Consider the following 13180-nt stretch of genomic DNA (forward strand, 5'->3'; position numbering starts at 1 on the left):
CCCTTTCATGAATGAAAGGATGATTAAATATGATAACTGAAGATTTATATTCTCCATTACATGAAATTACTCCATTAACCTTGGCTGTTGTCGCAAAAAAGGACGAGACTGGAAATGTTCATACCTATATTCTTGAAGAAGAAGCCGAATATATGGTAGAAAAGTCTCCTAGTAAATTAATCGATTATGCTTGTAGGTTCTTTGGATCAAGTCTCAAAGGCAGACAAGACGGCACACGAGATATATGTGGAATCACACATAAAGCACCAATCTCGATTGATCCTTCTAGTGGCATGTATTTCTTTCCTACGACCTCGCCTACCAATGCTAAATGCTCTTGGATTGCCCATTCCCATATTGACCATGTAAACCGATTTATGGATAAAACCGAGATTGTGTTTAAGACGGGGAAGAAGCTTGTTATAGATGCATCCTATGGTTCTATCATGAATCAAATTCACCGAACAGCGCAATTTAGGTATCTTCTCGACAATCGAATCAAGCATTTGCAGCGGCCAAAGCCTGGTCCGAAGCCAGAGCCTTCCACATAATTTCTTGTACAATGTCTTCTACTTTTTTTCGTATAGCAGGGTTAAAGTAATTTCGTTTTTCTTCTTTTCCCCTACATAGAAAGAGATAAGAAGAGAAAGAATCATTTTTATTAATGAGCATCACTTTGAGCTTTTTATCTTCCATCTTTTTACGTAATTGCCTCCGTTCAGCAAGTGCATTAGCATTCATTTTTTCTAAGAGCTGTAAATATGGTTCTTTTATTTTGAAGGCACCCTTTTGGATGTGCTGAATATCTTGTTGAATTACGACAATTGCCATCGAGAGAAATAGAAAGCGTGATGCGACTTTTAATTCTTCATCTGTTAGATAGCGCATAAATCTCCCTCCGATAAGAACGTTTGTTCTCATTATACGCCAAAGTATTAAAAAAATACACAATAAAGTTTTAAAAAAATATGGTAAAAATGGAAAAGGGTGAGGCTATACTAGATAATAAGTTTAAAAAAAGATATTCTAGATTTCGTTAAACTTTTCATAAAATGAAATTTACATTACAATTAAATTGTACATTTTGGCCTTGGATGGGGAGACTTAATGAATGAATATATATAGTATCATAGCAGATTGGAAAAGCGCTGTACGTAATGATGAATTAGATCAGTACATAATGGAACTGCTTCAAGATTATGAGAGCCTAGGCCCATTACCGGGAATATTGCTCCCGTTTATAGAAGCATTTCTTCCATTTTTACCGTTGGTTGTGTTTGTAATGGGAAATGCAGCTGCTTACGGATTACTAGAAGGGTTTCTCCTATCCTGGGCAGGTTCTAGTTTAGGAGCAATTATGGTATTTTTAATCATCCGTAATCTCGGTGATAAAAAAATATTTATTTCAGTACGTAAAAATAAGCAAGTCCAGAAAGTAACAAGCTGGCTGGAAAGGCACGGATTTGGGCCGTTGTTTTTACTCATGTGTTTTCCTTTTTCGCCGTCAGCTGTTATTAATGTGGTAGCGGGCTTATCTAATATTAATATGTACCAATTTATATTAGCTGTAATACTTGGAAAATCAGTAATGATATTTTCAATTTCTTATATTGGTTCAAGTATTTTATCATTTGCCCAAAATCCATTTAAAACAATCATTGTTGGTGTTTGTATTGTCTTATTTTGGATTGTAGGGAAATTTATAGAAAATAAGCTACATCAAAAGTCGAAACAAAAAGACGTAGCGGATTCGGAAGAAGTTAAATAACCGAAAAAACAAAACTTCTGTATTGGATGTAATTTAATCAGAAGTTTTTTTCATTAGGGATAGGGAGGTATTAGTAGTGGGATTGCGCTTTATATTAGGGAGATCTGGTACTAAAAAAAGTGAAATAGCCTTTGAAGAAATAAAAGAAAAATCAACCGCTAATCCACAAGGTCCACCAATATTTTATATTGTTCCGGATCAAATGACTTTTGAACAAGAATATGCCTTGTTCCAAGATGAGTCGTTTCAAGGTAGTGCTCGAACACAGGTCACAAGCTTTTCTCGTCTTGCTTGGTTAATTTTACAGGAAACTGGTGGAGCAACAAGACAATTTATTAGCTCTGTTGGTATCCAAATGATGCTTCGAAAAATAATCGAAGAAAAAGAAGGCGACTGGAATGTATTCCAAAAAGCAGTAGAGAAGCAAGGCTTTTTAAATCAGCTAGAGAAAATGATAACGGAATTTAAACGATATGAGATTACACCTGAGACTCTATTAGCACAGAAGTATCAAATTAATCAGTATGCCCATAAAGAACCAGGTGAAAGAGCACTAGTAGATAAGTTAGATGATCTTTATTATATCTATGAAAAATTAGGACATGCTCTAGCTAATAAATATATAGACAGTGAAGACCAATTATCGCTTCTAGCAGAAAAGATAACAGAGGCAAAGTCTTTAGAAGGAGCAGAAATTTATTTTGATGGATTTCACCGTTTCACTCCTAAAGAATTAGTAGTAGTAGAAACACTTCTAAAGAAATGTGAACGTATTACTGTTACTTTAACCGTCGATGATCAAGATAATCCTAACTTGTCTGATATGGATTTGTTCTATCAAACGAAGGAAACCTATCAAGTCTTAAGACAAATGGCAGAAGCGAATGAAATAAAAATAGAAAATAGTATCATCTTAAATCCGATAGACGGAGTTTTTTATGATAAGCCTTATTTTGCTCACTTAGAAGCAAACTTTGATGTCCGACCAGTACCAAAATATAATGGGAAAGCACCTATTCAAATTGCAGAAGCAGTTCATCCTCGTGCGGAAATTGAGGGTGTAGCACAGGAGATTTTACGATTAGTTCGTGAAGAAAATTATCGTTACCGAGATATAGCAGTATTGATTCGTCAAACAGAAACATACCAGGATATTATTGGGACAATTTTTGAGGATTATAATATCCCGGTATTTATTGATGAAAAACGAACAATGCTAAACCACGCCTTAATTGAGTTTATTCGTTCTGCAATGGAAGTGGTAGAAGGTAACTGGCGGTATGATGCGGTATTTCGTATGTTAAAAACTGGCTTTATTCCTGCATCGGATGAGGAATATCCATTAACAAATGATGCAATAGATGAGCTAGAAAACTATTGTATTGAATATGGCATTCGTTCGAGAAAGCAGTGGATGAGTGAGGAAGACTGGGTATTCCAGCGATTCCGCGGTTTTGATCGTGCCGCACAAACGGATTCAGAGAAGGAAATGCAAATACGAATTAATCGTTATCGGAAACAGGTCGTAAGAGCTCTTGGTGAATACGACGAACAAATTAGAAGTGCAATGACAGTTAGAGAACTATGCATTCATACCTTTACATTATTAGAACAAGTAGATGCTCCGGATCGATTAGAGGAAATGCGAAATTTCTTTGATGAAAATGGTCAATTAGCAAAGGGTCGAGAACAAGAACAAGTTTGGAATGCACTGATTCACTTATTTGATGAAATGGTTGAAATGGCTGGCGAAGAAGAAATGTCTCTATCAACATTTCGTGTAACATTAGATGCTGGGTTGGAAACATTGAAGTTTTCCCATGTACCACCAAGTATTGATCACGTTATTGTAGGGACGATTGATCGCTCCCGTATTAGCGATATTAAATGTTCATTCTTAGTTGGAGTTAATGAAGGGGTTTGGCCGCTTAAACCACCAGCAGACGGCATGATTAGCGAAACAGAGCGTGAGTTATTAGCTATTAATGGTATGAAACTTGCAGATACAAGTAAAAGACAGCTATTAGATGATTGGTTTTATATGTATTTAGCATTTACGGCAGCCTCTGATTATATATGGATTAGTTATCCATTAAGTGATGAAGAAGGTAAAACGAAAATGCCATCCCAGCTTATTAAACGCATTGAGAATATGTTCCCAGCGTGTAGTGAACATATTTTACTACAAGATCCTGATGAATTACTAGAGGCGGATCGCTTTATAACATCACCAATTAAAACAAGGTCAGCACTTACTGCTCAACTGGCACGAAGCAGAAAAGGATATCCTATAAAGCCAGTGTGGTGGCATGTGCTTAATTGGTATATGACTAATCATAAAAAATATGATACTACTTATACAATTTTACAAAGCTTGTATTATGAGAATACACCTACAGATATAGATGAAGAAACAATAGAACAGCTCTATCCGAAACAATTAACTGCAAGTGTGTCTAGACTAGAGACTTATTATAGCTGTTCATATAAGCATTTTGCCCAATATAGTTTAGGATTAGATGAACGAAAAACGTATAAATTAGATGCCCCAGATATCGGAAACCTTTTTCATGAAGCACTTAAGATTATTACGGAATGGATTACAGAAGAAGGAAGAGACTTTGCCCATTTAACCAAAAAGGACGCAGATTTATATGCTGAGCGTGCAGTAAACCGTCTTGCACCGATATTACAGCATCAAATTTTGCATAGTACGAATCGTTATCAGTATATACAACGCAAGCTGCAACAAACTATTGCTCGAGCAGCTTACGTCTTAAGTGAGCAAGCAAGGTTAAGTAAGTTTTCTCCAGTTGGATTAGAACTAGGATTTGGTTCAAAAGGAGACAAGCTTAATCCTGTAACGTTACAACTTCCCAACGGATATGAGATTAAGTTACGGGGACGTATTGACCGAGTGGACAAAGCAGTAGATCAAGAGGATCTATATTTGCGGATTATCGATTACAAATCAAGTGCAAGAGGACTTGACATGGTTGATGTATATTATGGTATTGCGCTTCAGATGCTAACTTATTTAGATGTCGTATTATCTCAATCCGAACAGTGGTTAGGGAAAAAAGCAACACCAGCTGGGGTATTATACTTCCATGTTCATAATCCAATGATATCTGGTAAATCAAGAATGTCCGATGAAGACCTAGAAGAAGAAATTTTTAAACGTTATAAGATGAAGGGCTTACTTATTAACAAGGAACGTGTTGTTCAAATGATGGATACGTCACTGGAATCAGGTGGAAGTGATGTTATTCCTGCAAAATTGAAAAAGGATGGAGACTTTACGGCAAATTCTAAAGTAGCGGGTAAAGAAACCTTCTCAACTCTTCAGGAACATATTCACCGATTAATGTATAAAGCAGGGTTTGATATTACAAGTGGGGCTGTTCACTTAAATCCTTACCAACGCAAGCAAAAAGCGGCCTGTACGTATTGCCCATTCCTATCTGTATGCCAATTTGATACATCACTCGAAACCAATAACTTTAGAAGATTATCCGAACTGAAAGAAGAAGAAGTATTAGAGAAGTTAAGTAGTGAGGGGGGAGATATCATTGGTTAGATGGACAAAAGAACAAGAAGCAGCCATTTATACAGAAGGCAATGATGTGTTAGTTGCAGCTGCTGCAGGATCTGGGAAAACTGCTGTACTAGTAGAAAGAATTATTCAAAAGCTATTAAAAAAGGAGAACCCAGTCGATATTGATTCCCTTCTCGTTGTTACCTTTACGAATGCTGCTGCCCAGGAAATGCGAAATAGAGTAGGACTTGCACTAGAAAAAGCATTGGAACAGGACCCAACATCTGTTCATTTGAAAAAGCAATTATCGCTTCTGCAACGCGCATCTATCTCTACTTTACATTCATTTTGCTTAGATATTGTGAAGCAGTATGCTTATTTAATTGATATTGATCCAAGTTTCCGAATTGCTAATGATATGGAAGCAGATTTAATGCAGCAGGATGTTCTAGAAGACTTATTTGAAGACTGGTATGGGCGAGAAGGGGAAGACCAAGAGGAATTCTTCCAAGTAGTAGAACGATTCTCTGGTGACCGTAATGATGTAGATGTGGAGAAATTAGTGCTAACTCTTTATAACTTTGCGATTCAAAACCCATGGCCAGAAGCTTGGTTAGATGATTTAGCAGATGTATATGATATTAAAGAAGATTGGACAGAGAAAGATTTAACGTGGCTTGAGATTATTAAACGTGAGTTACGAGATAAGCTTTTAGGTATTGAACAAGAAATGAAGTTAGCCTTGAAAATATCTAGGGATAGTGATGGGCCATATCATTACATTGAAACGATTGAAAAGGATTTGGAAATGTTAGGACTTGCACTGGAAAGGTTAGGAAATTGGGATGATATACAACGGTTTATGACTGCTAGTTCATTCGAAGACTTATCTAGAAAACGTCCTGATGTAAATAAGGATAAGAAGAAAAAGGTATCTGATTTAAGACGAAAATATAAAGAACGATGGAATGGTGTTATTAAAGATTGGTTTAGTAGAAATCTTTCAGCTCATATCGAGGATATGCGAGAGCTAGCTCCTGTAGTTAGAGCGTTAACGAATATTGTGAAGGATTTCATTGAACGCTTTGCTACTCTTAAACGGGAAAAAGCAGTGGTAGATTTTTCTGACTTAGAGCATTTATGTTTGCACCTACTAATGGATGAATCTTCTACAATAGAAGATCCTAAGCCATCCAGTGTAGCTATTAATCTACAAAAACAATTTAGTGAGCTTTTAGTTGATGAATATCAGGATACAAACCTAGTACAAGAGACCATTTTAACGTTAATTAGTGATCAGGTCGGTCCGGGTAATATGTTTATGGTAGGGGATGTAAAGCAAAGCATTTACCGATTTAGACATGCAGAGCCGTCCCTATTCATAGAAAAATATAAACGTTTTGCATCTAGTGATAGCAGTGGAACAAGAATTGATTTAGCTAGTAATTTTAGAAGTCGTGAACTTGTGTTAATCGGAGCAAATTACATTTTTAGGCAAATTCTTGACGAACAGCTTGGTGAAATCAGTTATGACAAGGATGCTGAATTAATCTATGCAAATAAAATGTATGATTCCTTACCATTAACAGAGCCTAATCCGGAACTAATTATCATTGACCGCCAACAGCCAGAGGAAAAACAGCTATCAGATGATGTGGAAGAAACAAGTGACGAAAATTATCAGGATTTAGAACATGCTCAGCTTGAGGCAAGAACCTATGCAAAGAAGATTAAGCAATGGATTGGGACAGAGGGCAATGCGCCTCTTCAAGTAGTGGATAAGGCTAGTGAAACGTTTAGAGATGTTCAATATCGAGATATTGTGATTTTACTTCGTTCTATGACTTGGGCTCCTACCATTGTGGACGAATTGAAAAAACAAGGCATTCCCGTTTATGCAGAGCTTTCAACCGGATATTTTGAAGCAATTGAAGTGAAAATTATGTTGAACTTATTAAAGGTCATTGATAATCCAAGGCAGGATATTCCACTTGCATCTGTGTTGAAATCACCAATCTTAGGACTAAATGAAAATGAACTTGCCAAAATTCGCCTAGCTGAACCAAGGAAAACGTATTTTGAAGCGGTGGAAAATTATCGTAAAAGTAATGATGATATCATTACGACTAAATTAAATCGCTTCATGGAATTATTAGATCGATTTCGCCTTGCTGCTAGACAAGGTGCTTTGTCAGAGTTAATCTGGCAAATTTATCGTGAAACAGGCTTTTTCGACTTTGTAGGTGGAATGCCAGGTGGTCGTCAAAGGCAAGCCAATTTACGGGCATTATACGATCGTGCGAGGGGTTACGAAACAACTTCCTTCCGAGGGCTTTTCCGATTTCTTCGATTTATTGAGAGGATGGAAGAGAAGGGTGATGACTTAGGCGCGGCTAGAGCATTAAGTGAGCAAGAAGATGTCGTAAGGATCATGACTATTCATAAAAGTAAGGGATTAGAATTTCCAGTTGTAATTGTAGGTGCAATGGATAAGCAATTTAATATGATGGATTTACGTCAAAATTACTTGCTTCATAAAGATTTAGGATTTGCTTCTAAATATATTGATCCAGTAAAGCGAATAACCTATCCAACACTGTTTTACCATGCAATTAAAGAAGAGAAAAGAAGGGAACTTTTAGCAGAAGAAATGCGGGTTCTATATGTGGCATTAACAAGGGCTAGGGAAAAACTAGTCATGGTTGGAAATGTTGCTTCATTTGAAAAGAAACGAGAAAATTGGGAATCGGTCAATGAGCATTCTGAATGGATCTTACCAGCCCATTTTCGTATTGGTTCCAAATCATATTTAGATTGGGTAGGTCCAGCTTTAATTCGCCATCATAAAACAGAGGCTCTTCGCACAGAGGAAATAAAAGATGTTATTTTAAAAGAAATTAGGACGGATCCTTCTGAATGGGATATTACGATAATTCATGGTAGTGAACTTACTAATCTAGAGGAAGAATCGATTGAAGAGGATGTTAACTTAAAAGAGAAAATAAATGCATGGCATCCAGTCGAGATAAATGAGCCAGCTTTAGAGGCATTTGTAGACGAACGACTTTCTTATCGATATCCATTTGAGGAAGCGGCATATTCTCGGGCAAAGCAAAGTGTAACGGAAATTAAAAGACAACGTGAACTTAAAGATGAATATAGTGCAACTCAGCTCGTTCAACCATTTAAAACACCTATATCTAAAAAACCAATCTTCATGCAAAAGCAAAAAACTCTTTCTGCTGCTGAGAAAGGAACAGCAATGCATACGGTCATGCAACATTTGCCAATGCAGAAGAGAATGACACAAATAGAAATTGCTGAATACGTTGAAGAGTTAGTTGAACGAGAGATTATACGAAGAGAAGAAGCGAATTCAGTAGATATAAAAGCAGTAGAAAAGTTTTTTGATACTGAAATCGGTGGACTAATGATGTCTGCTGAGAAAATTTATCGTGAGGTTCCATTTACGATTACACTACCAGCTAAAGAAGTGTATGCAAATTGGAAAAGTGAAACAAATGAGCAAGTACTAGTACAAGGAGTATTTGATGCGGTCATACCTTCAGAAGATGGATGGATAATTTTAGATTACAAGACAGACCATATTACAGAAGAAGTGAATGAGGAGCTCAAATCTAAACTTATTAACCGGTATAAAGTACAATTGTCTCTTTATCGCCATGCATTAGAAACGATATGGAAATCACCTGTTCAAGAAACGTATCTGTATTTCTTTGCAAAACAACTTTTAGTCAAAGTTCCAAAATAAAATTACGTCTCAAAAAGGGTATCAGCCCTTTTCTGAGACGTTTTTTACGTATTAGCGGTTTGGGTTTGATCGTTTACGTCTGGATCAAATGGGTTGGTTAGGTTAGCTCCAGTATTTGTATTAATAAAGTCCCCAGTGTTTAAAGAGCCAGAACCAGCAACCGTTTTGGATGTGCTTTTAGGTGAAAGGTAAAATGAATCACCAAAATTAACAACGCCTCCCCCAATGCTATTGATTTTAATTGGTCCGACGATTGATGGCATAAAAACACCTACTATAAGAAGAGTTTACTTTACAGTATGTTAGATAAGCATAACCTGTGTGTATGTTTCATTAGATTTTTATTCTTTCAACATCCGTATATGCTTAATTCTTGCTTCTGCATTAATATGTTTTAATCCACCAATTTGTATAGTGGACGATTCACTAAGTCCGGTAATGGAAACATTACCAACCAATATATTGTCATTGTGATGTAATTGGTTCACTTTGATAGGTAACTCTTCCTCAATCCAACTTGCAGTTCGTTGGAATAGCGGGAAATCACTATATTCCATATCATAATTATCATTCCAGGAAATACCTTCTCGTTGTACTGCAATTCCTTTGAATAATGGATTAAAATGTACGGTATCCCCAATATTAAATATTGAACTAAAGGCGATAGAATTAATGGCGGCATTAGAGACGTGAACATATCGTTGATCCATATTATCACCTAAACAGGGGATAGTGGGACGATAGAGCCCACGATATAAGATTCAGGTGGAGTATCATAAAACGAAGACAGTCTGATGACCTCGTTATCCCCAATTAAAAACACAGAGGAAGCAGTAATTGCGTCTATGGCTACATCACCAACAGCTAACCCCCAATTATGCACTTCTATATTCATTATGATTCTTCTCCTTTATGAACATCAGAGTTTTCCATAAAACGTTGAAGGGAATGATAGATTTCTTTTTTTACCTGATCTTGAATAAAGCTTTCTAGTTGCTCTGAATTGGTTAATTGATGTTTTTCCCTTGCTTCTTTCTCATAAAATGCGATTCGATCAGGAATTTGGCCTAGAATATCATGAATCATGTCTCCTTCTAATTTTTTATCTATAGATTTATTATATTTTTCCGATAAGCTCCTAATTATTGCTGGGGCTTGCTCGTTCACGAAGTTATTTAAGTTAGGGATAAGTCTTTGATTAAGTGGTTGTGGTGAATTGGTTGTATGAACTGTAGGGATTCCAAAATCATCGATATTTGCTAAATCATTAGGGGAAAGACCGATGTGTAATGTGCCGTCTAATCGCTCTATTTTAAGTTGGTCAAAATGATATTCTATTTTATCGATGGTTGGACTAGCATTTTCTTGAATTTGTTTTTCAAGATTAGTTATTCTTTCTTCTAGTAATCTGATTTGTTCGTTTTGTTTGTATGTTATTTGCTGTAATTCATAGATGAAATTATTCCAATCATACATATTCATAGTCATTCCCCTCTCTGGTAGTTGGTTTAAGAAAAGTTATTGATTCTTGGGCGAATACCTATGATATCCTATGCGGAATAAACTATTATGTGAACGGAGACTGTGGTGCTAGTTGAACAACTGGGCTATACTGTCCTTGTGCCTTAGCTTCTTCAGCAAACTCAGTGAAACCACCTGAATTATATAATTCAGATTTTGCTTGTATAGCCCCTGTACTTCCTATTTGTAAAACAGAGGAGTTTGAAATCGCTCCGACCTTTAGTAGATTAATATGAATAGATTGATGAACGGTTATATTCATTTTCTTCACTCCAATTTTAAGCTGTTGGCTGATCAATATTATCTTTGTCATAAACGTACGTATTAGATTGGTTTAAATTAATGCGTAACCCATCTCCTGTATTAAAAGACCCTCCACCAGCATACGTTTTCGCACTACTTATCGGATTCATCGTATAAACATCGCCAATATTAAAAATGCTTGAAGATGACACAGTGTTTACTTTTACAGCTCCTACTTTTGCTGGCATATGAATCCTCCTCCTATATAGTTTATGATGGACTATGGAATTGTTGAAAGGATAGGCTAGTACTAAATTTAAAGAATGATATGATCATTAGGGAGTGTCGAATGATTGGTAAAAGGGGGATCAACCGAAATGGACAAACATCAACTAAATATCGAAATCATCATCCATAAGTAAATAGTATTAACTACTTTAGAAAAAAATCAACCAAACCATAAAAAAGATGCCGTATTGGAAGTACGGCATCAAAATATTATCCTTTTAATACGTCTTTAATATGACTAATTGCCCAATCTAAATCATCTTTATCAATGATAAGTGGAGGAGCGAAGCGGATAACGTTTTCGTGGGTTTCTTTACAAAGTAAACCTTTTTCCTTTAATGCTTCACAATAAGGGCGTGCAGATTCCGTTAATTCTACACCGATAAATAATCCTTTACCACGAACTTCTTTGATTTTAGGATTGTCGATATTACGTAGCGCTTGCATCATGTACTCACCAAGTTCTAATGAACGCTCGGCTAATTTTTCTTCTTCCACTACTTCTAAAGAAGCCAAAGAAACTGCACAAGCTAAAGGATTACCGCCAAATGTAGACCCATGAGACCCTGGATTAAATACCCCTAAGATGTCTTTATTGGCAACAACACATGAAATTGGCATGACACCACCACCTAATGCTTTCCCAAGTATAAGCATATCAGGTTCTACTTCTTCCCAATCACATGCGAACATTTTACCTGTACGTGCTAGCCCAGCTTGGATTTCATCTGCTATGTAGAGTACGTTATTTTCTTTACATACTTCATAAGCTTCTTTTAAAAATCCATCCGGTGGGATAACGATTCCTGCTTCACCTTGGATAGGCTCAAATAAGAATCCAGCAGTGTTTTCATTAATGGCTGCTTTAAGTGCATCAATGTCACCATAAGGAATTAATTTTATTCCAGGTAGCATTGGACCGAAGCCACGCTTGTATTCAGCTTCAGATGATAATGATACCGCTAGCATCGTACGACCATGGAAGTTACCTTCACATGCAATAATTTCTGCTTTGTTTTCTTGAACACCTTTTACGTCGTAAGCCCAGCGACGAGCTGCTTTAACAGCGGTTTCTACTGCTTCAGCACCAGTATTCATTGGAAGTGCCATATCCTTATTTGTTAGCTGACATATTTTTTCATACCATGGACCTAACTGGTCATTATGGAATGCACGTGATGTAAGTGTAACTTTTCCTGCTTGTTTTACTAATGCATCAATTATTTTAGGGTGACGGTGACCTTGGTTAACAGCAGAATATGCACTTAGCATATCCATATAACGATTTCCCTCAGGATCTTCAACCCAAACACCTTCAGCTTTAGCTACAACTACTGGAAGGGGATGATAGTTCTTTGCACCATAAGTATCAGTCTGGTTAATAATCTTTTCACTCAATTTAGTCATAAAAATCGCCTCCTATATATGCAAATGTAACACAACTATTGAAAATATTAAACTATATGTTTAGGTATAATTATACACTAAAAAGAATATTTATAGTTATTGTTTTATATAAATCTAATGTTTTCACGTAATGTTCATATATGCTGAACTTCCTTTCATGATATGATAAGATAGAATTACTTTAGACTTGTATCAAATAGGAGGAAGAGAATGAATACTCATTTACATGTTACGGCTTGGGCACTTGCATTTATACTGTTCATCGTCGCGTTAGTATTACATAAACAAGGAAAAGAGAAAGCAGCTAAGATCGTACAAATGATTCTACGATTAGATTATTTATTAATTCTTTATTCTGGTGGAGACTTAATCATGAATTACTTTAATGGTAGTCCAATGTTGGCAGAAGCAATTGTTAAAGGAATTGCTGGTATTGGGGTAATAGCTGGAATGGAAATGACATTAGGTAAAATAAAAGACGGAGATTCTGCTAAAGTTGGCTGGAGTGTGTTAATAGTAGCATTTATTATAACAATAGCCTTAGGATTTTTCCGGTTGCCAGGCGGATTTAATTAAAGGTAAAAAGAGTGTCTCAGAGGAAGTACCTTCACTTTGAGGCATTTTTTGTGTCGTTTTTTCTACA

Annotated in this window: 13 protein-coding genes; 5 read left to right on the forward strand and 8 right to left on the reverse strand. The window is 36.2% G+C overall.

Annotation, left to right across the window (positions count from 1 at the left end):
* Positions 1 to 29: 29 nt before the first annotated feature.
* The gene (locus AB1K81_RS02015; RefSeq protein ID WP_412974978.1) at positions 30 to 551 is read left to right on the forward strand and encodes a competence protein ComK; all 522 of its coding nucleotides are present in this window, start codon (positions 30 to 32) and stop codon (positions 549 to 551) included.
* Here AB1K81_RS02015 and AB1K81_RS02020 read toward each other — a convergent pair.
* Complete coding sequence (locus tag AB1K81_RS02020) at positions 499 to 888, reverse strand: YhjD family protein (protein ID WP_412974979.1); 390 nt, start codon at positions 886 to 888, stop codon at positions 499 to 501. The two genes, AB1K81_RS02015 and AB1K81_RS02020, sit on opposite strands and share 53 nt — an antisense overlap.
* A 223-nt stretch (positions 889 to 1111) precedes the next feature.
* On the opposite strand from AB1K81_RS02020, the gene AB1K81_RS02025 reads away from it, so the two are divergent.
* The 3 genes from AB1K81_RS02025 (at position 1112) to addA (ending at position 9078) form a co-directional block, all read left to right on the forward strand.
* On the forward strand, positions 1112 to 1768 hold the full coding sequence (locus AB1K81_RS02025; protein WP_412974980.1) for a TVP38/TMEM64 family protein: 657 nt from the start codon (positions 1112 to 1114) through the stop codon (positions 1766 to 1768).
* A gap of 76 nt (positions 1769 to 1844) precedes the next feature.
* On the forward strand, positions 1845 to 5348 hold the full coding sequence (gene addB / locus AB1K81_RS02030) for a helicase-exonuclease AddAB subunit AddB (protein WP_412974981.1): 3504 nt from the start codon (positions 1845 to 1847) through the stop codon (positions 5346 to 5348).
* Complete coding sequence (gene addA / locus AB1K81_RS02035) at positions 5341 to 9078, forward strand: helicase-exonuclease AddAB subunit AddA (protein WP_412974982.1); 3738 nt, start codon at positions 5341 to 5343, stop codon at positions 9076 to 9078. Before addB ends, addA begins: the two co-directional genes overlap by 8 nt.
* Before the next feature lie 44 nt (positions 9079 to 9122).
* Here addA and AB1K81_RS02040 read toward each other — a convergent pair whose 3' ends face one another.
* The 7 genes from AB1K81_RS02040 to AB1K81_RS02070 all read right to left on the reverse strand — a co-directional run bounded on the left by AB1K81_RS02040 (position 9123) and on the right by AB1K81_RS02070 (position 12537).
* The gene (locus AB1K81_RS02040; RefSeq protein ID WP_412974983.1) at positions 9123 to 9341 is read right to left on the reverse strand and encodes a spore germination protein; all 219 of its coding nucleotides are present in this window, start codon (positions 9339 to 9341) and stop codon (positions 9123 to 9125) included.
* A gap of 78 nt (positions 9342 to 9419) precedes the next feature.
* Positions 9420 to 9788, reverse strand: coding sequence for a spore germination protein GerPE (locus AB1K81_RS02045; protein WP_412974984.1), 369 nt, complete (start codon positions 9786 to 9788; stop codon positions 9420 to 9422).
* Between the two features lie 8 nt (positions 9789 to 9796).
* Positions 9797 to 9973 (reverse strand): spore gernimation protein GerPD, encoded by a 177-nt coding sequence (locus AB1K81_RS02050; RefSeq protein WP_412974985.1) that lies wholly within the window; start codon positions 9971 to 9973, stop codon positions 9797 to 9799.
* The gene (gene gerPC / locus AB1K81_RS02055) at positions 9973 to 10560 is read right to left on the reverse strand and encodes a spore germination protein GerPC (RefSeq protein ID WP_412974986.1); all 588 of its coding nucleotides are present in this window, start codon (positions 10558 to 10560) and stop codon (positions 9973 to 9975) included. The genes AB1K81_RS02050 and gerPC overlap by 1 nt, the downstream gene beginning before the upstream one ends.
* 85 nt (positions 10561 to 10645) lie before the next feature.
* On the reverse strand, positions 10646 to 10861 hold the full coding sequence (locus AB1K81_RS02060) for a spore germination protein GerPB (RefSeq protein WP_412974987.1): 216 nt from the start codon (positions 10859 to 10861) through the stop codon (positions 10646 to 10648).
* Between the two features lie 16 nt (positions 10862 to 10877).
* Complete coding sequence (locus AB1K81_RS02065; protein ID WP_412974988.1) at positions 10878 to 11090, reverse strand: spore germination protein; 213 nt, start codon at positions 11088 to 11090, stop codon at positions 10878 to 10880.
* A gap of 250 nt (positions 11091 to 11340) precedes the next feature.
* Complete coding sequence (locus tag AB1K81_RS02070) at positions 11341 to 12537, reverse strand: ornithine--oxo-acid transaminase (RefSeq protein ID WP_412974989.1); 1197 nt, start codon at positions 12535 to 12537, stop codon at positions 11341 to 11343.
* Between the two features lie 210 nt (positions 12538 to 12747).
* Here AB1K81_RS02070 and AB1K81_RS02075 point away from each other — a divergent pair, with 210 nt between their 5' ends.
* Positions 12748 to 13113, forward strand: coding sequence for a YisL family protein (locus tag AB1K81_RS02075; RefSeq protein WP_412974990.1), 366 nt, complete (start codon positions 12748 to 12750; stop codon positions 13111 to 13113).
* Positions 13114 to 13180 lie beyond the last annotated feature (67 nt).

Origin of the sequence: Ornithinibacillus jepli (assembly GCF_047228935.1) — a bacterium.
GTDB lineage: Bacteria > Bacillota > Bacilli > Bacillales > Amphibacillaceae > Ornithinibacillus.

Excerpts from the sequence above, each read along its gene's own strand:
- AB1K81_RS02015 (WP_412974978.1), top strand. The coding sequence starts at position 30 with ATGATAACTGAAGATTTATATTCTCCATTACATGAAATTACTCCATTA.
- AB1K81_RS02020 (WP_412974979.1), bottom strand. The coding sequence starts at position 888 with ATGCGCTATCTAACAGATGAAGAATTAAAAGTCGCATCACGCTTTCTA.
- AB1K81_RS02025 (WP_412974980.1), top strand. The coding sequence starts at position 1,112 with ATGAATATATATAGTATCATAGCAGATTGGAAAAGCGCTGTACGTAAT.
- AB1K81_RS02040 (WP_412974983.1), bottom strand. The coding sequence starts at position 9,341 with ATGCCATCAATCGTCGGACCAATTAAAATCAATAGCATTGGGGGAGGC.
- AB1K81_RS02045 (WP_412974984.1), bottom strand. The coding sequence starts at position 9,788 with ATGGATCAACGATATGTTCACGTCTCTAATGCCGCCATTAATTCTATC.
- AB1K81_RS02050 (WP_412974985.1), bottom strand. The coding sequence starts at position 9,973 with ATGAATATAGAAGTGCATAATTGGGGGTTAGCTGTTGGTGATGTAGCC.
- gerPC (WP_412974986.1), bottom strand. The coding sequence starts at position 10,560 with ATGAATATGTATGATTGGAATAATTTCATCTATGAATTACAGCAAATA.
- AB1K81_RS02060 (WP_412974987.1), bottom strand. The coding sequence starts at position 10,861 with ATGAATATAACCGTTCATCAATCTATTCATATTAATCTACTAAAGGTC.
- AB1K81_RS02065 (WP_412974988.1), bottom strand. The coding sequence starts at position 11,090 with ATGCCAGCAAAAGTAGGAGCTGTAAAAGTAAACACTGTGTCATCTTCA.
- AB1K81_RS02070 (WP_412974989.1), bottom strand. The coding sequence starts at position 12,537 with ATGACTAAATTGAGTGAAAAGATTATTAACCAGACTGATACTTATGGT.
- AB1K81_RS02075 (WP_412974990.1), top strand. The coding sequence starts at position 12,748 with ATGAATACTCATTTACATGTTACGGCTTGGGCACTTGCATTTATACTG.